At 65.4% G+C, this 22964-nt stretch carries 24 protein-coding genes; 13 read left to right on the forward strand and 11 right to left on the reverse strand.

Annotated features, from left to right (window positions below; all coding sequences use genetic code 11):
- Window positions 1–9 precede the first annotated feature (9 nt).
- Window positions 10–765 carry an SOS response-associated peptidase gene (locus tag ACWDTF_RS07300; RefSeq protein WP_449754184.1) on the forward strand — a complete coding sequence of 252 codons (756 nt, stop codon included), beginning with the start codon at window positions 10–12 and terminating at the stop codon, window positions 763–765.
- Between the two features lie 92 nt (window positions 766–857).
- Window positions 858–1304: an SRPBCC family protein gene (locus ACWDTF_RS07305; protein WP_449754185.1), complete on the forward strand. Its 447-nt coding sequence runs from the start codon at window positions 858–860 to the stop codon at window positions 1302–1304.
- A gap of 3 nt (window positions 1305–1307) precedes the next feature.
- On the opposite strand, the gene ACWDTF_RS07310 is transcribed toward ACWDTF_RS07305, so the two are convergent.
- The 3 genes from ACWDTF_RS07310 to ACWDTF_RS07320 all read right to left on the reverse strand — a co-directional run bounded on the left by ACWDTF_RS07310 (window position 1308) and on the right by ACWDTF_RS07320 (window position 5113).
- Entirely contained in the window at window positions 1308–2330 is a 1023-nt protein-coding gene (locus tag ACWDTF_RS07310; RefSeq protein ID WP_240861628.1) for a zinc-binding alcohol dehydrogenase family protein, read from the reverse strand.
- Between the two features lie 10 nt (window positions 2331–2340).
- The gene (locus ACWDTF_RS07315) at window positions 2341–3828 is read right to left on the reverse strand and encodes a flavin-containing monooxygenase (RefSeq protein WP_240861629.1); all 1488 of its coding nucleotides are present in this window, start codon (window positions 3826–3828) and stop codon (window positions 2341–2343) included.
- Between the two features lie 91 nt (window positions 3829–3919).
- Window positions 3920–5113 (reverse strand): ATP-grasp domain-containing protein, encoded by a 1194-nt coding sequence (locus tag ACWDTF_RS07320; RefSeq protein WP_449754186.1) that lies wholly within the window; start codon window positions 5111–5113, stop codon window positions 3920–3922.
- Between the two features lie 77 nt (window positions 5114–5190).
- On the opposite strand from ACWDTF_RS07320, the gene ACWDTF_RS07325 reads away from it, so the two are divergent.
- The gene (locus ACWDTF_RS07325) at window positions 5191–6366 is read left to right on the forward strand and encodes an MFS transporter (RefSeq protein WP_308221079.1); all 1176 of its coding nucleotides are present in this window, start codon (window positions 5191–5193) and stop codon (window positions 6364–6366) included.
- A gap of 10 nt (window positions 6367–6376) precedes the next feature.
- On the opposite strand, the gene malQ is transcribed toward ACWDTF_RS07325, so the two are convergent.
- Window positions 6377–8500, reverse strand: coding sequence for a 4-alpha-glucanotransferase (gene malQ / locus ACWDTF_RS07330; RefSeq protein ID WP_240861633.1), 2124 nt, complete (start codon window positions 8498–8500; stop codon window positions 6377–6379).
- 76 nt (window positions 8501–8576) lie between these two features.
- Between malQ and ACWDTF_RS07335 the strand changes: the two genes are divergently transcribed.
- The gene (locus ACWDTF_RS07335) at window positions 8577–9218 is read left to right on the forward strand and encodes a cysteine hydrolase (RefSeq protein ID WP_240861635.1); all 642 of its coding nucleotides are present in this window, start codon (window positions 8577–8579) and stop codon (window positions 9216–9218) included.
- Here ACWDTF_RS07335 and ACWDTF_RS07340 read toward each other — a convergent pair.
- Window positions 9205–9753: an ester cyclase gene (locus tag ACWDTF_RS07340; RefSeq protein ID WP_240861639.1), complete on the reverse strand. Its 549-nt coding sequence runs from the start codon at window positions 9751–9753 to the stop codon at window positions 9205–9207. The two genes, ACWDTF_RS07335 and ACWDTF_RS07340, sit on opposite strands and share 14 nt — an antisense overlap.
- Before the next feature lie 88 nt (window positions 9754–9841).
- On the opposite strand from ACWDTF_RS07340, the gene ACWDTF_RS07345 reads away from it, so the two are divergent.
- Window positions 9842–10462 (forward strand): TetR/AcrR family transcriptional regulator, encoded by a 621-nt coding sequence (locus tag ACWDTF_RS07345; protein WP_240861641.1) that lies wholly within the window; start codon window positions 9842–9844, stop codon window positions 10460–10462.
- A gap of 266 nt (window positions 10463–10728) precedes the next feature.
- Here the strand turns inward: ACWDTF_RS07345 and ACWDTF_RS07350 are convergent, their stop codons facing one another.
- From ACWDTF_RS07350 to ACWDTF_RS07360, 3 genes are read right to left on the reverse strand one after another with little or no spacing between them, the layout of a single operon-like run.
- Window positions 10729–12111 carry an FAD-binding oxidoreductase gene (locus ACWDTF_RS07350; protein ID WP_449754187.1) on the reverse strand — a complete coding sequence of 461 codons (1383 nt, stop codon included), beginning with the start codon at window positions 12109–12111 and terminating at the stop codon, window positions 10729–10731.
- A complete protein-coding gene (locus ACWDTF_RS07355) occupies window positions 12092–12745 on the reverse strand; it encodes an NAD(P)-dependent oxidoreductase (RefSeq protein ID WP_240856861.1) in 654 nt (217 codons plus the stop codon). The genes ACWDTF_RS07350 and ACWDTF_RS07355 overlap by 20 nt, the downstream gene beginning before the upstream one ends.
- 48 nt (window positions 12746–12793) lie before the next feature.
- On the reverse strand, window positions 12794–13069 hold the full coding sequence (locus ACWDTF_RS07360; protein WP_240856860.1) for a GlsB/YeaQ/YmgE family stress response membrane protein: 276 nt from the start codon (window positions 13067–13069) through the stop codon (window positions 12794–12796).
- 106 nt (window positions 13070–13175) lie between these two features.
- Here ACWDTF_RS07360 and ACWDTF_RS07365 point away from each other — a divergent pair, with 106 nt between their 5' ends.
- Entirely contained in the window at window positions 13176–13628 is a 453-nt protein-coding gene (locus ACWDTF_RS07365) for a MarR family winged helix-turn-helix transcriptional regulator (RefSeq protein ID WP_308221020.1), read from the forward strand.
- A 26-nt stretch (window positions 13629–13654) separates the two neighbouring features.
- Window positions 13655–15499 (forward strand): MFS transporter, encoded by a 1845-nt coding sequence (locus ACWDTF_RS07370; protein WP_240856859.1) that lies wholly within the window; start codon window positions 13655–13657, stop codon window positions 15497–15499.
- Here the strand turns inward: ACWDTF_RS07370 and ACWDTF_RS07375 are convergent.
- The 3 genes from ACWDTF_RS07375 to ACWDTF_RS07385 all read right to left on the reverse strand — a co-directional run bounded on the left by ACWDTF_RS07375 (window position 15486) and on the right by ACWDTF_RS07385 (window position 17131).
- Window positions 15486–15944 carry a lipoprotein LpqH gene (locus tag ACWDTF_RS07375; RefSeq protein WP_240856858.1) on the reverse strand — a complete coding sequence of 153 codons (459 nt, stop codon included), beginning with the start codon at window positions 15942–15944 and terminating at the stop codon, window positions 15486–15488. The genes ACWDTF_RS07370 and ACWDTF_RS07375 overlap by 14 nt on opposite strands.
- A gap of 106 nt (window positions 15945–16050) precedes the next feature.
- On the reverse strand, window positions 16051–16908 hold the full coding sequence (locus ACWDTF_RS07380; RefSeq protein ID WP_240856857.1) for a ParA family protein: 858 nt from the start codon (window positions 16906–16908) through the stop codon (window positions 16051–16053).
- 25 nt (window positions 16909–16933) lie between these two features.
- On the reverse strand, window positions 16934–17131 hold the full coding sequence (locus ACWDTF_RS07385; protein ID WP_240856856.1) for a hypothetical protein: 198 nt from the start codon (window positions 17129–17131) through the stop codon (window positions 16934–16936).
- A gap of 114 nt (window positions 17132–17245) precedes the next feature.
- On the opposite strand from ACWDTF_RS07385, the gene ACWDTF_RS07390 reads away from it, so the two are divergent.
- The 6 genes from ACWDTF_RS07390 (at window position 17246) to ACWDTF_RS07415 (ending at window position 22902) form a co-directional block, all read left to right on the forward strand.
- Entirely contained in the window at window positions 17246–17719 is a 474-nt protein-coding gene (locus tag ACWDTF_RS07390) for an NUDIX hydrolase (protein WP_240856855.1), read from the forward strand.
- Between the two features lie 55 nt (window positions 17720–17774).
- The gene (locus tag ACWDTF_RS07395; RefSeq protein ID WP_449754188.1) at window positions 17775–18476 is read left to right on the forward strand and encodes a zinc-binding dehydrogenase; all 702 of its coding nucleotides are present in this window, start codon (window positions 17775–17777) and stop codon (window positions 18474–18476) included.
- An 18-nt stretch (window positions 18477–18494) separates the two neighbouring features.
- A complete protein-coding gene (locus ACWDTF_RS07400) occupies window positions 18495–19331 on the forward strand; it encodes an aldo/keto reductase (RefSeq protein WP_355276817.1) in 837 nt (278 codons plus the stop codon).
- Window positions 19332–19361: 30 nt separating this feature from the next.
- On the forward strand, window positions 19362–20540 hold the full coding sequence (locus tag ACWDTF_RS07405; protein ID WP_355276819.1) for a pyridoxal phosphate-dependent aminotransferase: 1179 nt from the start codon (window positions 19362–19364) through the stop codon (window positions 20538–20540).
- 109 nt (window positions 20541–20649) lie between these two features.
- Window positions 20650–21474 (forward strand): type IV toxin-antitoxin system AbiEi family antitoxin domain-containing protein, encoded by an 825-nt coding sequence (locus tag ACWDTF_RS07410; protein ID WP_308221019.1) that lies wholly within the window; start codon window positions 20650–20652, stop codon window positions 21472–21474.
- A 219-nt stretch (window positions 21475–21693) separates the two neighbouring features.
- On the forward strand, window positions 21694–22902 hold the full coding sequence (locus ACWDTF_RS07415) for a serine hydrolase domain-containing protein (RefSeq protein ID WP_240856851.1): 1209 nt from the start codon (window positions 21694–21696) through the stop codon (window positions 22900–22902).
- The last annotated feature ends 62 nt before the right edge of the window (window positions 22903–22964 follow it).

Here is a 22964-nt window from a genome sequence, read left to right on the forward strand (position 1 = left end):
ATGGATGACATGTGCGGACGTTATGCGGTGACCACCGACCCGGCGAAGCTGGCTGCGGAGATCGATGCGGTCAACGAGGTCGAGTCTCCCGACACCACCGACCTCGACACCGCGCCACGGCCCCCCGGCCCGAACTACAACGTCGCGCCGACGACGACGGTGATGACCGTGGTCAAACGCCACGATCACGACGAGCCCGAGGATGACGCGAAACTGCGGGTGCGGGCCATGCGGTGGGGACTCGTACCGCCGTGGGCCAAGGAGGTCGGCAAGGGACCGCTGCTGTTCAACGCGCGAGCCGAGACCGCGGGTGAGAAGAGCTCGTTCCGCTCGTCGGTACGGTCCAAACGGTGCCTGGTTCCGATGGACGGTTGGTACGAGTGGAAGAAGGGACCGGCCGACGACAAGGGCAAGCCGACCAAGATCCCGTACTTCATGTCACCGACCGACGGAACCAGGTTGTTCATGGCCGGACTGTGGTCGGTGTGGCACCCCAAGGACGACGCCGAGGACTCGTCACCACTCCTGAGCTGCTCCATTCTCACCACCGACGCGGTGGGCAAGCTGACCGACGTGCACGATCGGATGCCGCTGATCATGCCTTTCGACCAGTGGGACGCCTGGCTCGATCCGGATCACCGGGCCCCGTCGGAACTGTTCGCGCCGCCCGCGGCCGACATCGCGGCGGCCATCGAGATCCGCGAGGTTGCACCGCTCGTGAACCGGGTTGCCAACAACGGACCCGAACTGCTCGAGCCCGTGTGATGCACACACAGAACCACCATCTACACAGGGGATCCCGTGTGTAGATGGTAGTTCTGTGTGTCAGTCGAACACCACGACATCGAAAGGCTCCCATGGGCAGCAGACAGATCGCCGATACCGTCGTCGAATTCCCGGCTTCGGCTGCCGCGACCTTCGACTACCTGACCGACCCGGTCCGACGCCCCGAATGGCAATCCAGTCTGCGTCGGATCACCGACCTCCGATCGGTGGGCGACCGGCCCGGGGACGTCGGCACCAGCTGGGTCGACGTGACGACGGTGCCCGGTATCGCTCCGCGGCTCGAGGTGATCGACTGTGTGCCCCAACGGTATTGGGTCGAAATCGGGAACTGGCATGTCGTCGATGCCCGACTCCGCCTGGATATCGGGCCCCACGACGACGGATGCCAGGTGCGGGCCCGGGCCACGCTCACCGTTCCCGGACTCTTCACACCCGTGCTGATCGGCCTGAACGCGTTGGCCCCCACCGCGCTGCGGGCCGACCTGCAGCGGGCAGCGGCCTTGATGACTGCGCGTTGACGATCAGTCGGGCACCAGCACCGCTGCGCCGTCGAACGCCCCGGCCTTGAGGTCGATCAGCGCCTGCAGGGCCGAACTCATCGGATACGGATGCGTCGTCGCCCGGACGCCGTGTCGGGCGGCGAGCACCAGAAATTCCGTGCCGTCGTGGCGCGTGTTCGCAGTCACCGACCGTATTTCCTTCTCGTAGAACAACTCCCGCTCGTAGTTCAGCGTCGGGATATCGCTCAGATGAATGCCCGCGATGGAGAGGACGCCACCCCTGTCGAGGCCACGCATGGCGGTCGGCACGATCTCGCCGACCGGCGCGAACGTGATCGCGGCGTCCAACGGAGTGGGTGGATCGTCGTAGGTCTCCCCCACCGATGCCGCCCCGAGGTCGCGGGCGAGTTGCTGCGACTTGTCGCCGCGCGTGAACACATGCACCTCGATCCCCAGTGCGATCGCGAGTTGCGCACACAGATGGGCGCTGCCACCGAAGCCGTACATCCCCAGCCGGCGCACTGCCCGATCGGCATTTCCGTCGTCGAGCAGCCCGGTCCGCAGCAACGCGCGATACCCGATGATGCCCGCGCACAGCAGCGGCGCGATCTCCACGTCGTCGATGTCGTCGGGCAGTCGGTAGGCGAATTCCGCCGGCACGGTGGCGAGTTCAGCATAACCGCCATCCGTGTCCCACCCGGTGTATCGCGAAGCGGGACAGAGATTCTCGGACCCGCGTCGGCAATAGGCGCACACACCGTCAGTGCTGTGCAGCCAGGCCACGCCCACTCGTTCACCGATCCGGAAATCCGTCACGCCGTCGCCGAGACCGACCACCTCGCCGACGATCTCGTGACCGGGCGTCACCGATGGACGGTGCACCGGCAGGTCGCCCTCGGTGACGTGCAGATCTGTCCGGCAGACGCCGCATGCGCGCACGCGGACCAGCAGCTCGCCTTCCCGTGCGATCGGATCCGGTTTCTCACGCAACTCGATCGGTCCGGTCTCGATCGGACCCGGTGTGGTGACCGCCCATGCGCGCATGAACCAGATTTTACCGATACTCGTAGGCGCTCAGCGGGAATCGCTCCATGTCGCGCAGGGTGCGCAGAGTCGAGGTGGGCCGAAGCAGCGTCGCCTCGCCGTGCTGGTTGAAGTAGTAGCTGCGTGAGGTCGCGCAGTTCCCGCTGTAGAACACCGACGACTGCAGGTTGTCGGTCATCGCGTCGAGGAATTCGGTGTTGGCAGCTTCGGTGACCTCGAAGGTGTCCGTGCCACGACGCCGCAGTTCACCGAAGAGCCGCTTGATGTGGCGCATCTGCCCTTCGATGGTGGTGAAGTACGAGAGCCCGCTGTAGGAGTAGGGACTGTTGAGGGACAAGAAGTTCGGGAACTTCGGTACGGTGATGCCCTCGTAGGCCTGAAAGCGGTTGTCCCGCCACCACTGTCCCAGATTGCGGTCCTCACGCCCGACTATCTCGAAAGCGGGGAAGTTGACGTCCCAGAGGTTGAATCCGGTCGCGAGCACCAGGGTGTCGATCGTGGTCTTCTTGCCTTCGGCGGTGACGATGCCGTCGGGCTCGACGCGGACGATCGACTCGGTCTGCAATGCCACGTTCGGCTTGTTGAACGACGCGAAGTAGGTGTTGGAGAACGTCGGTCGCTTGCAACCGAAGTCGTAGTCGGGGGTGAGCCTTCGTCGTAGGTCCGGGTCGCGCACCTGCGCGCGAAGGTGCGCCTTGCCGAGCAGTGCGGCGAATCTGTTTCCGAGCTTGGCCTGCTTGAAATGCAGCACACCGAACACCATCAGCGCCTCCAACAGGGAGGTGTTGACCATGCGAGCCGTCTTCTGCGTCAACGGTATCCGACGGAACAGGGAGCGAACGGCGGGTGGGATCGCGAAGTCGACCTTGGGTACCACCCAGATCGGCGTACGCTGGAAGACGGTGAGTTCGGTTGCCGTTCGGGCGATCTCGGGGATCAGCTGGACGGCCGTCGCACCAGTGCCGATGACCGCGGCACGTTCGCCGGTGAAGTCGTGGCCGTCCTCCCACGCGGTGGTGTGGATGATGCGTCCGGCGAAGCTGCCGATTCCCGGGAAGTCGGGGGTGTAGGGCTGGGACAGGAACCCGGTCGCGGTCACGAGATAGCGGGCGGTACGCGTCGGACCGCTGTCGGTCGAGACCCGCCACAGGTGTTCGGCGTCGTCCCAGTGTGCGGTGGTCACCGTGGTGCCGAATTCCATGTGCCGCTTGAGGTCGTACTTGTCGGCGACGTGGTGGGCGTACTGCTTGAGCTCGGCGCCGGGAGCGAACAGGCGCGACCAGTCCGGGTTCGGTTCGAAGGAGAACGAGTACGTCACCGACGCGATGTCGACGGCCAGTCCGGGGTAGTGATTGACGTGCCACGTTCCACCGAGATCGTCCTCGCGCTCGAGGATCGCCAGGTTGTCGAGACCCTCGCGTTTGAGCGCTATGCCCGCGCCGATTCCGCCGAAACCGGCGCCGACGATGATCGCGTCATGATCCGGCTGGCCAGGCATCGCAGTCCTCCTGATCGACTATCCGTTACTCGACGACACAGTAACCCATGTCACGGATTCGGACCAGAGGGCACCTCGGCCACCCCGTCGGTCACGGGATCGGCGAACCGTCCCACAGCACGTCGAAGAACTGTGTGGCGACGAGTTCTTCGCGCTTGTTGCGGTCGATGCCCAACACCTTGCGATAGGCGAGGATGTGCTGCAACGACAACGCGGAATAGATCAGCGGCATATGGTCCTTGGCCTGGTCGTACACGCCGCTCGCGCCCTTGGCGGCGGCCAGGTTTCGTCGTAGATGCGAAGGGTGTTTGAGGGCGTCACGCAGGACCGCGGCCTTGATCATCTTCTTCCGCCCGGCGGGCACCACGACCAGGCCGCTGGGTGCGAACAGCGCGGTGTCGAACTCCTCGGATGTCGCCAGCGTGCAGCCCGCCGTCGGACGCGGATTGCACTCGACCATGTGGTGGACGCCGTCGTCGGTGACGAGGTAGTCGAAGCTGAGCTGGCCGTGCCAGTTCAGCTCGCGGGCGATTGTCTGCGCTGCGGCGAGCGATTCCGGCGAGTCGACGGACTCGAAGACGATGCCGCCGCGGTCATCGATGGTCAGCGGGTGTTCGTAGCAGGAATGCAAGACCACTTCGCCGTGGTGCACAACGCTCCAACTGCAGCGGTCGACGCCCTTCAGGTACTCCTGCGCCAGCCATGGCTCGTCGGGCGTGGGTGTGACCTCGTCGATCGACGACTCACCCGCCAGCGGTCCGGTGTTGGTGAGCACGTCGAGGCCGCCGCGGCCGTAAGCCGCCCGCGCGAACCAGTGCGGCCACATCTGGGTGGCGGCGCGCAGTTCGTCACGCGTCGTCGCCGTCGCGGATTCGGCCGCCGACAACCCCAACTCCCGGCAGAACCGGGTGAACGCCACCTTGTCGTGCACCTTGGCCAAGGTGTCGAAGTCGGGGAAGAACAGTTCGAGGTGCTCGCCGCCCGCGTCGCGCAGCAGGTCACGATGCCGCGCGAGGTAGAACACCTCCTCGAACATCGGCAGCAGCCACGTGATGCGTTCGCGTCGGATCACCTCCATGACCGCCGCGATGAACTCCGCGGTCCGCTGGGTGGGCGCCGGGACCACCACATGTCGGCTCGCACCGCGCGAGTGGCTGCCCGGGGACGCAGCGAAGGTGTCGGCCGCGGTGACGTCCCGACCTGTCTCGCCGAGCTTGTGAATCTCGTCGACGGCGAACGGCATTCGCGACGTGGTCGCCAGGACCCTCGGGGCGGTGTCGGTCATAAGCCCCGACGATATCGGACATCCGGAATACGACGAGGCCTGGAATACAACATGGCGTCCGGGGCTTGGACATGAGCATGCACACCTCCGGAGGGCTGGCCTTCTTCTCCGCGGTCTACGCGTTCGCGGTGGTCATGCTCGGCACCACCCTGCCGACCCCGCTGTACGCGATCTACGCCGGCGAGATGGGTTTCGGCGTCACCACCACGACGGTCATCTTCGCGGTCTACGCCGCCGGAGTCATCGCCGCGCTCATCGGATTCGGACGGTGGTCCGACGTCGTCGGACGTCGGCCGCTGCTCATCGCCGGCGCCCTGCTGTCCGCGGCAAGTGCGGTGGTCTTCCTGACCGCCGGACCGGAGTGGCAGTTGATCCTCGGGCGGGTGCTGTCGGGCCTGTCGGCCGGCATCTTCACCGGCACCGCGACCGCAGCAGTCATCGAACTCGCCCCGCCGTCGTGGCAGCAACGAGCGCCCGCGGTTGCGACCGCGGCCAATATCGGTGGCCTCGGGCTGGGTCCGGTGGTGGCCGGCGTGCTCGCCGAATGGGGTCCGGCGCCGCTGCGGACGCCGTTCCTGCTCGATCTGGCGCTGCTTGCGGTCGCCTTCGTCGGAGTGTGGTTCATCCCCGAACCGGTCGTCGTGCGCCCGGGTGCTCGGCTGTCGGTGCAACGGTTGTCGGTCCCAGCAGAGGTCCGCACGGTGTTCACCCGCGCGGCGATCGCGGCCTTCGCCGGTTTCGCGGTCATGGGCACCTTCACCGGTGTGACGCCCTCGTTCATCTCGCACATCATCGGCATCGACAGTCACGCGGTGGCCGGCGGTGTGGTCGCGCTGTTGTTCTTGTCGTCGGCGCTCACCCAGATCGTCGGACGCGGCATCCCCACCGAGTCGGCGCTCGTCGCCGGGTGCGCGACGCTGGTGGTCGGCATGGGAGTCATGGTCGGCGGTCTCCTCGCCGCGTCGATGACACTGCTCGTCCTCGGCGCGATCGTGTGCGGCATCGGGCAGGGGTTGTCGTTCAGCAAGGGTCTGGCCGCGGTGGTCGCCGCGAGCCCGGTCCATCGTCGGGCCGAGGTGACGTCCACGTACTTCGTTGTCGCCTATGTCGCCATCTCGATTCCCATCGTCGGCCAGGGCATCGCCGCCGCCCACTGGGGTCTGCGCAGCGTCGGCGTGGTGTTCAACATCGGTGTCGCGGTTCTCGCACTCGTCGCGCTGGCTTTGACCGTCGTCGAGTTCCGGCGCCGGTAACGACGCACCGTCAGCGTCCGACGCCGGCCTTCTCCAAAGCGGTCACCAACGAACGGAACCGCGAATTGCTGATGAGGTCTTCCACCAGGACAACCTTGCCCTCGTCGTCGGCGAGCGGAATGCACCAGTTGGGGTACTGCGTGGCATCGGTACCCGGTTGATTCTGAATCCGTCTCTCCCCCACGGCATCCACCAGTGCGACCGACAACAGCACCGACGGGCTCGCGGCAATCAGCGCGTAGAGCGCATTGATGGTTGCCGGATCGGTGACGGGAACTGCCGGATCGAGCAACCCGCGCGCACGCGCCAGCTCGAGAATCGCAGTGCGGTCACGCTCGTCCCGCACGCGTTCGGATTCCTCGTCCGTCTCCAGAAGGCCCAGCCGAGAACGTAATTCGATGTGATCGCCGGCGAGATAACCCGCCGTGGGCGGGAGGTCGTGAGTGGTGACCGACGTCAGGCACAGTTCCCGGTACTCCTCCGGCGGAATCGGGGCGTACGGCCCGTGCTCGAACCACAGGATCGATGTGCCCAGGACGCCCCGCTCGGCCAGCGTCTCCTGCACCGAACGCTCGAACACGCCGAGGTCCTCACCGATGACGACGGCGTCGGCACGCTGCGCCTCGAGCGCGAGGATGCCGATCAGTGCGTCGTGGTCGTAGTGCACATAGGTGCCCGCCGACGGCCGATCACCGTCGGGAATCCACCACAGCCGGAACAGGCCCAAGATGTGGTCGACGCGCAGTCCGCCGGCATGGCGCAACACGGTCCGCAGCATGTCTCGATACGGTTCGTAGCCCGCCTCGGCGAGCCGCCGCGGATGCCACGGCGGCTGATCCCACCCCTGGCCCTGCTGATTGAATCCGTCGGGCGGAGCCCCGACCGTCGCGCCAGTGGCCAGCACGTCGCCGAGCATCCAGGCGTCGGCGCTGTGGCGTGCGACCCCGACGGCGAGGTCGGCGACCACCCCGATACTCATCCCCGACGAGATCGCGGCGTGTTGCGCGGCCGCGAGCTGGTCGTCGCAGATCCACTGCAGCCACATGTAGAAATCAATGCGGCGCTTGAGCTTTTCGCGCTTCGCCTTCACATATTCCTTGTCGCGCAACTGTTTGCGCCACCGAGGATTGTCCTCGGGATAGCGCTCGGCAAACGCGCACCAAGTAGCGAACCGCTTGAGCCCCTTGCCCTCCCGTTCCCGGAACGCGCGGAACGCGGCCCGCCTGCGCCCGCCGAGCGGCACTGCGTAGATGAGTTCGAGCGCTTCCATCTTGGCGCGGTAGGACTTGTCGCGTTTGATCTTGTCGGCCGAGAGATCCTCGGCGAAGAACGCCCGTTCGAGCTCCGCGATCCACCTCCGATGCTTCTTCCGGAGCCCCGCGATCTCCGGGATGTCGGTGACGCGGATGTAGAGCGGATTGACGAACCGGCGAGTGGTCGGCAGGTACGGCGAGTTCTCCAGCGGCGGCTGCGGCTGCGCGGCATGCAATGGGTTGACCTGAACGAAGTCGGCACCGTAGCTGCTGGCCGCGACCTCGCAGATGCCGGCGAGATCGGCGAAGTCTCCGACACCCCACGAACTCGCCGACCGCACCGAGTACAGCTGCACCGCGAGACCCCATCGCTGATGGCCGAGCAGTCGGTCGGCGGTGGCGAGGCGGCGCGGCGTCACGATGAGCGAGCAGCTCGCAGCCTCGGTGCTGCTCGGATTGAGTGCCTTGATCCGGTGATATCCCGGCTCGAGATCGCCGGGCACCGCAAAGGTCGCGCGGCCGACGAGTGCGCCGTCGATCTCGCGGGGATTCACCCAGATGTCGAGTTGCTCGGGAACTCGTTGCTCACCGGACTCGGTGGTGACGTGTACCTGGACCGGATCCCCATGCGGCACATGCACACAGAACGTGCCGCCGCCCTCGACGACCACGACGACCGGCGGCAGGAACTCCCGCCACTCCCGCTCATCGATCGCCACCAGCGCGGCCTCGATCGCCGTTGGGCTTTCGGCGTCGACGCCGAGAGCACGAAGCGTCGACACCAGGGTCCGCTCGCTGACGTCATGCGTCTGCTCGTCCCAGCCGACGTATTCGGTGGCAATGCCCCAACGATGGGCCAGTTCGATCAGCCGCTCATCCACGTCAGCATCGTCTCAGGATTTCGGTGGATCCGCGCGACTTGCCATCGAGTCGAGATATCTGGGTCACACTGGATTCATGGCCGATTCACTGACGCTCAATCCCGCGACCACCGCCCTGGTCCTCATCGAATACCAGAACGAATTCACCAGCGACGGCGGCGTTCTGCACGACGCGGTCGCCGAGGTGATGGACAAGACCGGCATGCTCGCCAACACCGTTTCCCTCGTGGACAGGGCCCGGTCGGCGGGTGTCACGATCATGCACGTTCCGATCACCTTTGCCCCCGGCTATGGCGAACTGACGCGCCATCCGTACGGAATCCTCAAGGGCGTCGTCGACGGCAACGCTTTCGTGAAGGGCACCTGGGGAGCCGCGATCGTCGACGATCTCACACCCGCGGACGGCGACATCCTCGTCGAGGGCAAGCGCGGCCTCGACACCTTCGCCAGCACCAATCTGGACTTCATCCTGCGCAGCAAGGGCATCGACACCATCATCCTGGGCGGATTCCTCACCAACTGCTGTGTCGAATCGACGATGCGCACCGGCTACGAGAACGGCTACCGCGTGCTCACGCTGACCGATTGCACGGCGGCGACATCGGTGGCCGAGCACGACAACGCGATCAGCTTCGACTACCCGATGTTCTCCGAACCGGTCGAATCGGCGCAGGTGGCCGATGCCCTCGGACGCACACCGGTGGTCACTCACCAGTGACCGACGCCGACCGCGCGACGCGTCGGGCACGCCTGGTCGCCAGGTAGCAGCGCCAGAGGAACCAGGGACTGGGCGGAACCCAGCCGAGTTGCATCGCCATTCCCTGGTCATCTCGAACAGCCCAGTGCTCGACGACGAGACCGTCGACGACGCGCTGGAAGTGAGCCTGCCGCACGGTGAATGACGCACCGGTCGGCGCGAAGGCGCGTTCGACAGTGCCCTCCGGTGTCCAGACGACGAAGTCCCCGGTCTGCCGCCCGGACATGGTGCCGTGGATGACGACGAGATCGCCCTCGACGACCGAGTTCTCGGTGGTCCACGCGAGATCGCTGAATCCTGCGCGCAGCCACTCCCCGGTTGCGAAGAACGCAACCGGGCCGGTCCCTCGGGTCGCCGGCGGTTCCGCGATCGCCTCGCGATTGACGGCGTCGGGGTGGTTGATCTCGGCGAGGTCGGCGATCGAACCCCAGAGTACGGCGTGGATCGCACGTTCGGCGAGATGCGCGAGATCGGCATGAGTCAGGGTGGCGGACATGATGAAACCTTTCGATACAGTGAACTGGATTTAATTACTACAGTAAACTGTATCCAAATCTCGCACAACCCTTTGACGAGGAGAACATGTGGCCTACGACAACAGCTCGCGAACCGAAGCGGCTCGCGCAACACGCGCACGCGTGCTCACCGCCGCCCGAACGTCGTTCCTCGACAACGGGTTCGGCGGCACCACGATCCGGCACGTCGCACACGAAGCCCAGGTGTCGCAGGAGACGATCTACAAATCCTTCGCCGGCAAGGCCGGACTACTCAAGGCGGTCTACGACACCGCACTCGTGGGCGACGACGAGGACGTGCCGCTCGCACAACGACCCGAGGCCCTCGCCGTCTTCAACGCGACGAGTCCCGACGAGATGGTCCTCGCCTACGCAAAGCTCGCGCAAAGCATCGGAACTCGCATCGACCCCCTCCTCCGCGTCGTCCTGAGCGCACGCGACACCGACGCCGCGCTCTCCTCATTTGCCCACACTATCGATCAGGAACGGCGCAACGGGAGCGCGATGTGGGTGCAGACGTTGCACGAGAAGGGTTGGCTACGAGCCGATCTCGACGTCGAGAAGGCCACCGACATCCTGTGGGTGCTGAATTCCAACGAGCCGCGCTGGCTACTGCGTGATCGAGGCTGGACCGCCGATGACATCGCCACCTGGCTGGCCGACATGCTGTGTCATGCGCTGTTGCCCTGAACCACACATGCGGCCGGTGCCCCTACTACCGGCCGACGTGAGCCTCGAAGCCCCACCGGCTCAGGGAGCGGGCGGCGGCGGCGACGCATTGGTGCCGGTCGGGCACCAAAAGTAGGGGAAGAACTTCTTCCCCTACCCTTGGAGTCCTCCCCACGAGTTTTCGCGGGGACGACTTGGAATTTGGGGGAAGAAGTTCTTCCCCTAGATTTTTCGGCACGACCCAAGCGCATTTGCCCAGTTCAGAGGCCGACTACTGAACCTTCGGATCAGCCGAACAGCACCCCGGGATTGAGCAGTCCCTGCGGATCGAGGCCCTGCTTGATCGACCGCATCACCGAGCGGTCGATGTCGCTGCGGCCGAGGTGAATCCACGCGGCCTTGGCGCGGCCGATGCCGTGTTCGGCACTGATACTGCCGCCGTTCGCAGCGACGATGCCGAACACCCGCGCGGTCACCGCCTCGGCGTCACCCTCGGGCACGTCGAGCAGGTTGACGTGGATGTTCCCGTCACCCACATGACCGAACAGGATTGGGCGACAAGGATGTTCGACGATCTCGCCGACCGCCGTCAACTCCGCGAAGGCTTCGGGCAGCGCCCGGATCGGCACCGAGATGTCGAGCTTCACGACCGGCGTCGTGCTGGCCCGCGCAATCGTCTCGGTGTGGCTCTCCCGCACCGCCCACAGCGCACGGGCGGGGCCCGGCTCGAGGACGGCGTCCACGATGCCCGACGCCTCGTCGAGCAACTCCGCAACAGCCTCTTCCACATCGCCGGGACCCGACAACTCGATCAACACGTAGAACGACGCCGTCGACGCGACCGGACGCCGATGTCCGTGCTCGGCGACCAGCGCGACCCCGGCCTCGGTCATGATCTCGGCGGCCTCCACCGTGAGACCACGCGCCCCGGTGGCACCGATGAGTCCGATCGCGTCCTCCACATGATTGACCGCTGCAACGGCAACAGTCGTGTGCCGGGCCGGTGACACCAGCCGGAACAGCACCCCGGTGACCAACGCGAGCGTCCCCTCGCTGCCCGCGAGAAGTCCCGGAAGATCGTATCCCACATTGTCTTTCACCAACGACGACCACCGTCGCAGAATCCGGCCGTCGGCGAGCACGGCCTCGATACCCAACACCTGGGCGCGCGTGTTGCCGTGGCGGATCATCCGGATACCACCCGCATTCGTCGCCACAACACCTCCGGCGGTGGCCGTTTCGCGTGCCGCCAGGTCGATGGGAAACGCCAACCCCGACCGTGCCGCCGTCGAGTCGATCGCGTCGACGGTGGCACCGGCCTGTACCCCGACGCATCGGCCCACTTCGTCGATGTCGTCGATGTCGGTCATGCGTGCCGTCGAGAGCAGGATGACCGGTCGCGCGCCGACGCCCCGATCACCGGGCGGAACCGAACCACCGACCAGCCCGGTGTTGCCGCCCTGAACACAGATCTCGACACCCTCGGTGGCGCACAACCGGACGACGTCGGCGACCTCGTGCACCGTTCGCGGCCGGACCACCGCCTCCGCCGATCCCCGATACCGTCCCGTCCAGTCGGTGAAGTACCCGACGGTTTGCGACGGATCGGTCAGGACATGGGCGTCTCCGACGATCTCACCCAGACGGATCTCAGTCAGTTGGGAGAGCATCGGTGATCGGGGTTGAGCCGTCGTCGAACTCGATCACCTGATGGGTGGTCGCGGGTGCGTTCACCACCTCCGCAATCACCTGTGCCACATTGGCGCGGCTGACCTCACTGCCCGCCGTGCGTTCCCCGCCCACCGAGATGCGGCCGCTGCCGGGTTCGTCGGTGAGTTTGCTGGGCCCGAGAATCGTCCAGTCCAGCGACGTCGACTTCAGATGCGTGTCGGCCGCCGCCTTGGCGTCGGCGTAGGCGAAGAACGAATTGTCCTCCGGCACTCCGTGGTCGGGGCCCGCCCCGAAGTACGACACCATCACATAGCGCTTGACGCCGGCGGCCGGCGCCGCATCCATCGACCGGATGGCCGCATCACGATCCACCGCGTACGTGCGCGATGGATCGCCTCCACCGGCGCCCGCCGACCACACCACCGCGTCCTGCCCGGCCAGGACCGACGCGATCCCCGCGGTGTCGAGTTGCTCGATGTCGGCGACCAGCGGAGTCGCCCCGGTCGCGGACACGTCGTCGGCCTGTGCGGGATTGCGGATGATCGAGGTGACCTCATCACCCCGGTCACTCAGAATCTTCGCCGCACGCAGTGCGATCTTGCCGTGGCCGCCGATGATGGCGATTCGAGTCACGTGTGATTACCTCCCAGTTGACTTGTCTGTTTGTCAGACCCTGTCAGCTCAAACCCTGCTGCGTCCCCGACCCCGGACCAGTCCGACGATCCACAACAGGATGCAGGCACCTGCCAGACAGGTCACGAAGCTGAAGATCAGGCCGCCGCCCTTGACGTCGACTCCGAAGAGATTCAGCAAGAAGCCGCCGAGCAGACCGCCGACAACGCCCACCACGATGTTGAGCAGTATCCCCTGCTGCGCGTCGGTCTTCATGATCTTGCTGGCGATCCAGCCGGCGAGTCCGCCGATGATGATCCAGCCGATGATTCCCAATCCGAGCATTGTTCCTCCAGTTGGCTTGGGCGGGTCCCGACCTACGCCCACCGTACGCCCGACAAGATCGCTTTACGGTTCGATTACTTAGCACTAAGCAACTAATAATAGTTGCGTGGCGAAACAAATGACTGTGGGCAGCGACGTGGGCACCGTGTACCACCAGCTCACCCAGATCAACCGTGCATTGCGGACCCGAGGCGGCCAGGGCAGCCTGAGTGCCGGCGTGGCCGCTGCGCTCTGGACCATCGTCAACCACTCGCCGATCCGGCTGTCGACGCTCGCGCAACGCGAGTCTGTGACCGCCCCCACGATGTCGCGCATCGTCGGAACGCTCGAAGAACAGGGCTACGTCGCGCGGACCGTCGACCCCGACGACGCACGCGCTCGCCTGTTCACGGCAACACCCGCCGGCATCGAACTCATTCGGAATGCACGGTCGCGGCGGGCGCAATTGCTCGCCGAGGCACTCGAGGAACTCGACGACGCCGATCGCGACGCGGTCCATCGCGGCCTCGCGGCACTCGCCGACGCACTCGAGATCTGCGACCGCCCCAGCCCCCTCTGACCTCTCGACAGTCACAAAGGACACTCATGACGACCGTCTCCCCCGCCACCATGGCCCCCGACGACACGACGCCGGACGGCTACAAGTGGATTGCCCTGTCCAACACCACGTTGGGCATGCTCATCGCGACGATCAACAGCTCGATCGTGCTGATCGCACTCCCCGACATCTTCCGCGGTATCCATCTCAACCCGCTGCTGCCCGAGAACACCAGCTACCTGCTGTGGATGATGATGGGCTTCCTCGTCGTCACCGCCGTCCTGGTGGTCAGCTTCGGCCGGCTCGGCGACATGTTCGGGCGCGCGAGGATGTACAACCTCGGATTCCTGATCTTCACGATCTCGTCGATCTTCCTCGCCATCACCTGGTTCGACGGCTCGCAGGCCGCTGTCTGGCTGATCTTCTGGCGCATCGTCCAAGGCATCGGCGGCGCCTTTCTGATGGCCAACTCGTCGGCGATCCTCACCGATGCCTTCCCACCAAGCCAACGCGGACTCGCGTTGGGTATCAACGGTGTTGCGGCCATCGCCGGATCGTTCCTGGGTCTGCTCGTCGGCGGCATCCTGGCACCGATCCACTGGCACCTGATCTTCCTCGTCTCGGTTCCCTTCGGCATCGTCGGCACCGTGTGGGCGTATCTCAAGCTGCGCGACACCGGAGTTCGCAAGCGCGCCCGGATGGACTGGTGGGGCAACATCACTTTCGCGGTCGGACTGGTCGCGGTCCTCGTCGGCATCACCTACGGCATCCAGCCCTACGGTGGACACGCCATGGGCTGGACCAGCCCGATGGTGCTGAGCTGCCTCATCGGTGGCGCGCTCGTCCTGATCGCCTTCGTCTTCATCGAAACCCAGGTCGAGAGCCCACTGTTCAACCTCCACCTGTTCCAGAATCGGTCCTTCACCTTCGGCAACATCGCCAACCTGATGGCGTCGATCGGTCGCGGTGGCCTGCAGTTCATCCTCATCATCTGGTTGCAGGGCATCTGGCTGCCGCAGCACGGCTACAACTTCGAACAGACTCCCCTGTGGTCGGCGATCTACATGGTGCCCTTGACTATCGGCTTCCTGATCACCGCTCCGCTGTCGGGTGCGCTCTCGGATCGCCTGGGCACCAAGTGGTTCACCACTTCCGGCATGCTCCTCACCGCGGTGGCCTTCGCCGGGCTGATCGCGTTGCCGGTGAACTTCTCGTTCTGGGTGTTCGCGGTGATCCTGTTCCTCAACGGCGTCGGCATGGGACTCTTCTCGTCGCCCAACCGGGCCGAGGTGATGAACAGCCTGCCCATCGACGCCCGCGGCTCCGGCTCCGGCATGATGACCACCTTCCAGAACGCGGCCATGGTGCTCTCGATCGGGCTCTTCTTCAGCCTGATGATCAGCGGACTGTCGGCGCACCTGCCTGCGACGATGGCTTCCGGCCTGACCGCGAACGGCGTACCCGCCGACCAGGCGGCCCAGATCGCCGGACTACCGGCGGTGGCCGTGCTGTTCGCAGCCTTCCTCGGCTACAACCCGGTGCAAGAACTACTCGGCGACCACATCTCGAGCCTGCCCGCGGCCAACCAGCACACGCTGACCGGCCTCGACTTCTTCCCACACCTGATCAGCGATCCGTTCGCCGACGGTCTGACTTCGGCGTTCACCTTCGCCATCGTGTGCTGCATCATCGGCGCGATCGCGTCGCTGTTCACCGGTGGACGCAAAAGCGCAACGGAGACAGCCGAAGTCGAGACACGTTCCGAATCGCTGGGTGCCGAACTCGCCGCCGTCGCAGCCGACGCATCGATGGAGGCGCCGAGCGAGCTGATCGACGAACCCCAGATCAACGAACCCCAGATCAACGAACCCCTGTCCGTCAGGGGCAGGTGACCTTCATCTCGAACTGCTTGGTCTGCGGGCCGGCAGTCGGGTTCGACAGCGAGACACCCGTGACCTCGCCGCTGATCGTGTAGTTCTTGCCGTCCTTGGTCGCGGTGGCGTTCTTACCGGTCCCCTTGACCCAGCCGTAGTTGACGCCGTCGGTGGTCGCGATCCCGACGGTCTCGACCTGCGGCGAGTCACCCGAGGTCACGGTGGCGCCGATCGCTCCGGTGCCGGTGGCCGAACCGATCCCGATCACCACTTTGCCGTTCTGCTCGGCACACGCCACGGTCTTGCCGGTGACATCGACCGACTCGCCGCCCACCGTGACCGTGGCACTGCCCGAGTTGTTGGTCTCGACCGACGCCGAATCGTCGTCGTCGGACCCACAGGCCGACAGCGTGACGGCGAGGCCGACGACACCGATGACGGGAATGATCTGGACTTTGCGCATGACAACGCTCCTGTTCTGAACGAATCGTCGCGCCGGACGGCGTGATGCCCAAGAACGCTAGTCTTCGGCGGCCACCGACGCGGCGAGTCCGGCAGAATGATTGGGGTCAGCCAAGTTTCCCGTCGGCTTCGACGAGGATTGCGCGAGTGAGATCCCGGAACTGCTCGTAGTGGCCGTGATAGCCGTACTTCGCGTGCAACGTCGGCCACGGTGCGTACTCGGCGGCGGCACCGATCACGTTCGCCTCATGCAGGTAGATGGGGAGGACGTTGTGGATGGTCGGGTCCCGGCGCAGGCGTCGGACCGTCTCTTGATGCAGCGCCGACGACGGGCGGTACTTCGAGATCACCACGCCGAGTTCGACGATGGACCGTCCGATCTCGGCACCAAAGTCGGCCACCTGCCGCTGGACATGTGGAATCGCGTACGTGGACAACACATCCGGGATGGTCGGGATGATGTACGCATCCGCCATGGCGAGACCGTTGAGACTGAACGGGCCGACGTTGGGCGGGCAGTCGATGAGGATGTGGTCGTAGCGATCAACGATGGGCGCGAGCGCTTTTCGTAACAGGCCTATCGCTTCGGCATGGTCGTCGGCGGCCACCCGGCGTGCGCTCAACTCCTCCTGCAGCTCGATGAGGTCGAGCGACGACGGGAGCAGGTCGATGCCGTCGACATCCGCGACCGGGGACACGTCACGTGCGATCGCACGGTCGAGGTCGAAATCGGTGGTGCCGTCGAGTGCGTCGGCGAACAGGGTCGCGACCGTGCGGCGATCCTGGTTGCATTCGAGCCAGGCCTCGGCGCCGATCATCATCGTCGTCAGGTTGGTTTGCGCATCGAGATCGACGAGCAGGACCCGCTTACCGAAGACCCCGGCCAGAAACTCGGCGACGCCGGCGGTGAGCGTCGTCTTGCCCACGCCGCCCTTGAGACTGATCGTCGCGATCACCGTCGGCATGGCACATGCTAACGCCCCGCCGCAGTCAGTACGTGGTGTTGTTGTTCTTCTTCGACGACCGCAAGAGCATGAATCCGCCGTAGATCGCGAGCGCGATGATGGCGATCCAGAACAGTCCCTTGAGCAGCGGCCCGATGATGGCGAGCGCGAGCAGGGCGACCGCAATGATGCCCAGGACCTTCCAGAAGGTGAGTCCGCTGTTGGTGTGCGTTGGTGTTGTCATGACTCCACTGTGGCGCGAGTTCGGGCAGATTTCACCTGCTCAGCGCCGATCTCGGTGAGAGTTCAGGGATCACCCTGAGGGTCGCAGCAGAATCGTCACAGGCAGAATGGTCGTGTGCCGATACCCGAGTTCATCCGCGAGTTGCGTGAACATGTCGGTCAGCGTCCGCTGTGGCTGTCCGGCGTCAGCGCGATCGTGCTCGACGACACCAATCGCATCTTGCTGACCCATCGCGTCGACACCGGGCAATGGGCCGTGGTGTCGGGGGTCCTCGAACCCGGCGAGGAACCGGCGCGCGCCGTGCTGCGCGAGATCGTCGAAGAGACCGGCGTGACCGCCGAGGTCGTCCGGCTGACCAGTATCGACGTGACACCGACCATCACGTATCCGAATGGTGACCAGACGCAATACCTCGACCTCTGTTTCCTGGCTTATCACCGCTCGGGTGAACCGCATGCCGCCGACGACGAGAACACCGAGGTGGCCTGGTTCGCGCCGGACGCACTGCCCGACGACCTGTCGGCGACGTCGCGCCTACGCATCGAGAAGGCGCTCGCCGGCAGCCTGGAGACATGGTTCGCACGCTGAGCGGAAACTCCGGACTGTCGGAATATCCGCGCCAGGCGATGGCCTTGAACCCGGTATGACCACATCCACACGAATCGTTGCGACCGCGTACGGAGAGCCGACCACCGTCCTCGGCGCCTATGCATCCGCACTGAACGCCGACCACAGTAAGATCCACGACAAACCGGCAGATCTCGACTTCGAGCGGGCTGCCGGGCTGCTGCTGGTCGGCGAGACCGCGGCCGATGCCGTCGCCACGGCGAACGTCAGCGCAGGCGACATCGTGTTGGTGCACGGCGGTTCCGGAGCGGTCGGCTCCGTCGTCGTGCAGCTGGCCGTCAAGGCCGGGGCGACGGTGATCGCCACCGGATCATCGGCCAATCAGAGCTTCATCAGCGGACTCGGCGCGATTCCGGTGACCTACGGTCCCGGCCTGCTCGACCGGGTGGTCGCAGCCGCACCCGGAGTCATCACCAGCACCATCGACGCCGTCGGAACCGACGAGGCCATCGACACCTCGCTGTCTTTGCACTCGGCCGACAAGATCGTCAGCATTGCCGCGTTCGGTCGTGGCGGCGACGGCATCAAGCTCGTCGACGGTAGCTCCGCCGAGAGCAAAGCCCATCGCGCACAGGCCATTCCAGAACTCATCGCGGCCGCCGCATCGGGCGAGCTGGTCACCGAGATCGCCTCGACCTACCCGCTGGCCGACGCCGCCAAGGCCCTCACCGAACTCGGCGGCTCGCACCCCCGCGGCAAGATCATCCTAATCCCGTAAACCCTCGAAAGGAGCGATATGGCTACCCCCGCAATCACTCTCAACAATGGCGTCGAGATCCCACAGCTGGGTTTCGGCGTGTTCCAGATCCCGCCGGCCGACACGAAAGCGGCAACACTGACCGCATTCGAGGTGGGCTACCGGCACATCGACACCGCCGAAATGTACGGCAACGAAAAGGAAGTCGGCCAGGCGGTGGCCGAGTCCGGACTGCCTCGTGACGAGGTGTTCATCACCAGCAAGCTCAACAACAGCTTCCACGCCTACGACGACGCTCTGCGCGCCACCGATCAGACCCTTGCCGACCTGGGTGTCGACGCCGTCGATCTGTTCCTGATCCACTGGCCACTGCCCGACGTTGGCGATTACGTCGAAACGTGGCGTGCGCTGGAGAAGATCCACGCCGACGGCAAGGCCCGCGCGATCGGGGTGTCGAATTTCCAGCAGGCACATCTGCAACGCCTCTTCGACGAGACCGACATCGTGCCGGCCGTCAACCAGATCGAGGTACATCCCTACCTGTCCCAGAACCCGTTGCGTGAGTTCAACTCCGAACACGGCATCGCGACCGAGGCGTGGTCGCCGATCGCCCAGGGCGACGTCCTCGACGATCCGGTGCTCGGCAAGATCGCGTCGGAGAAGGGTCGTTCGGTGGCGCAGGTGACCTTGCGCTGGCACATCCAGCGCGGCGACATCGTGTTCCCCAAGTCGGTGACACGGTCCCGCGTCGAGGAGAACTTCGCGCTGTTCGACTTCGAACTGTCGCCCGAGGACGTGGCCGCCATCGAGGGGCTGAACAAGGACAAACGACGCGGACCCGATCCCGACACGTTCAACTGGGTGCCGGAGAGCTGACGCCGTCGAGCTGTCGAGCACAATGAGGGCATGAGGATCTCGCGACGTGCCCAGCGGGTGGCGCCGTTCTACGCGATGGAGTTCGCGAAGAAGGCAGCCGCGATCGACGCGCAAGGGCACGACGTGGTGAAGCTGAACATCGGCGAACCCGACTTCGGTGCACCGCCGGCATTCCTCGAGGCAGCTCGTGAGCTGACAGACGGCCGCCCTCTCGCGTACACGCCCGCACTCGGTCTGCCCGAATTGCGCGAGGCGATCGCCGACTTCTACTCGCACCATTTCCGGGCCGAGGTGACCGCGGATCGGGTCGCGGTCACCTCCGGCGCGTCGGCGGCGCTTCTGTTGGCGTGCGCGGCGCTCATCGATCCGGGTGACGGTGTCCTCATCGGCGATCCGTCGTATCCGTGCAACCGCCAGTTCGCGGAGAGTTTCGGCGCCGACGTCACCCTCATCCCGACCACGCCGGCCACCCGCTTCCAGCTGACCACCAACGCCGTCGACGCGGCATGGACGAACACGACGCGCGGTGTAGTGGTGGCGACGCCGTCCAACCCGACCGGGACGTCGATGCCCTACGACGAACTGGTCGCGATGTGCGATCTGGTGTCCGAGCGAGACGGGTGGACCATCGTCGACGAGATCTATCTCGGTCTGTCCGACCCGGGCCCCGACGGCCGGCCGCCGCGGTCGGTGCTGTCAGCAGGTACCGCGGGCACCCAGGACGCGATCGTCGTCAACAGTTTCTCCAAGTATTTCGGGCTCACCGGATGGCGCCTGGGCTGGTGCATCGTTCCCGAGTCCCTGATCGACGTCATCGAACGTCTTGCCCAGAACTTCTACGTCTGCCCGCCGACGCCGGCCCAGTTCGCTGCGCTGAGTTGCTTCACCCCGGAGTCGTTGGCGGTCACCGAACGTCGGCGCATCGAGTTCGCCGACCGGCGCCAGATCATCATCGACGGCCTCGCCAGTATCGGCCTCGAGGTTCCGGTGGTGCCCGACGGCGCCTTCTACGTCTACATCGACGTCGGCAACACCGGCCTCACGTCGTCCGAGTTCTGCGACCGCGCACTCACCGAAGCCCACGTAGCACTTACTCCCGGAAAGGATTTCGGCGTCGCGGGCGCCGAACGGTACGTGCGCCTGTCCTACGCCGCGTCGGCCGAGGACCTCACCAAGGCTGTCGAGCGACTCGGCACCTTCCTCGCCTGACACCCTGTGTCTTGTTGGCTAATCTGTGTGCTGCAGCACCCAGGTTGTCCGAGAAGGCACTGAGTGTTCTCGGACGGAACCGAAGCGGACGTGGCCGCGTCCAACTGTTATGACCATCTACGCCGCAGATTCTTCAGGGCTGATCTTTCGAGCCAAAGTTCTCGAGGCCGGCCTCACCGACGACGACCTGCGCAGGTCGCTACGCCAGGGTGAGATCGTCCGGGTGACTCGCGGAGTCTTTGCAGTGGCCGCGAAGCGCAACCCTGAGGAGGTCCACCGTCTCCGGGCGCTCGCCGCAGCAAAGGACAACCCTCAACGACCCCTCACCCATCAATCCGCGGCGGTGATTCTGGGACTGCCGATGCTGCGTCCAAACCTTCGCCGCGTTCACACGACAGCGCGCACCGGCAAGGGCTTCCGGACGACAACACACCACTGTCACGTTGCGCAGTACGACGATGAGGACATCGTGACCGTCGACGGTGTGCGCGTCACCGGCATCGAACGCACCGCCGTGGAAGTCGCTTGCACCGCAAAGGACTTCGCGGCTGCGTTGACGATCTTCGATTCCGCTCTGCGAGCCAAGGCCGACCGCGAGGTGATGGCCAGAATGCTCACCGATCGTCGACGAGGAACTGCTCAGGCGCGCAGGGCACTGCACCACGCAGACGGGGCGGCTGAGAACCCTGGCGAATCCTGGAGTCGGGCGCAGCTGATCGAAGCCGGGCTCCCTCCCGCGCGACTCCAATACAAGTTCTTCGACGCCGACGGCAACGAGGTTGCGCGCACTGATTTCGACTGGGACGGAAAGCTCGTCGGGGAGTTCGATGGAAAAGTGAAATACAAGAAGCTGCTCCGGCCGGGCGAGGACCCCGCCGAGGTCGTGATCCGGGAGAAGGCGAGGATGCACTGCGACGAATGGGGATCATGGTGATCCGCTGGGTGTGGAGAGATCTCGAGCAGCGAAAGCTGGTCGCGATGGTCCGGGAGTGGCTCGTCAGCCTGCACCTGATGCCCGCAGCGTGACGCGACACTCTGTGTCCAGTCGGGCCATCTGGATGCTGCAGCACACAGGTTCCCCGATTCGACCCAGAGTGTCGGGCAGCCTCCTAGGGTGAGCCACACACCCGTCGCCCATCAAGGAGGATGAGCCATGAGCACCCCGACCATCGATCCGAAGAAGGTTTCCACCGCAGTCGACGAGGTGGTGCAGGCCGCGTCGACGGGCGACGATCGGGTGCCCGGGGTGGTCGCGGGCGTCACCACGGACACCGAGACGATCTATCTCGGCCGGTCCGGGCGCCGGGCCATCGACGACGAGCAGCCGATGACCGACGACACCGTGTTCGCCATCTTCTCCACCACCAAGGCCATCACCGGCACCGCGGCGCTGCAGCTCGTCGAGGACGGTCAGCTGGATCTGCAAGCGCCCGCGCGCGAATACGTGCCCGCGATCGGCGAATTGCAGGTCATCGAGGGCTTCGACGACGACGGGTCGCCGAGACTGCGCAAGCCTGCGTCCGACATCACCACGCACCACCTGCTTACCCACACCGCGGGTTTTGGATACGACTTCTTCAACGAGACCTACAACCGGCTGGCCACCGAACAGGGTCAGCCGAGCATCATCGAGGCGACCAAGACCGCGTTGCGCACGCCGCTACTGTTCGACCCCGGAACCAAATGGGAGTACGGCAGCAACATCGACTGGGCGGGTCAGGTTGTCGAGGCGGTCAGCGGACAACGGCTCGGCGCCGTGATGAGCGACCGGATCTTCAGTCCGCTCGGCATGTCCAACACGTCGTTCGACCTGTACCCCGACACCGACGGTCGACGCGCACGGATGCACCATCGCGGCGAAGACGGTTCGCTCTCGCCCAACCACAAGTGGGCACTGCCCGCCGACCCCGAGGTCCACATGGGTGGACACGGGCTCTACTCGACGGTCGGCGACTACCTCAAGTTCATGCGGATGTGGCTCAACGACGGCATGTCCGACTCCGGTGAGCAGGTGCTGAAACCCGAAACCGTCGAGATGGCCGAGCGCAATCACCTCGGCGATCTCAAGGTAACCGCCCTGCCCGGCGTCATCCCGGCCCTCTCCAACGACGCCGAGTTCTTCCCGGGAATGCCCAAGTCCTGGGCGTACACCTTCATGATCAACGACGAGGACGCGCCGACCGGCCGCCCCGCGGGCGCACTGGCGTGGGCCGGGCTGGCGAATCTGTACTACTGGATCGACCGGCGCAACAAGATCGGCGGCTACTGGGCCACCCAGATCCTCCCCTTCGCCGACGCCATCTCAGTGGGCCGCTACCTCGAGTTCGAGACCGCCGCGTACAACGCCCTCGGCGCCGACTGAAAGCCTCCCACCTGGTCATTTGCGCTGCTGAACCCCTGCTGACCGATCTCACATCGGCCGTT

The sequence above is a fragment of the Gordonia sp. NPDC003422 genome (genome assembly GCF_053588675.1).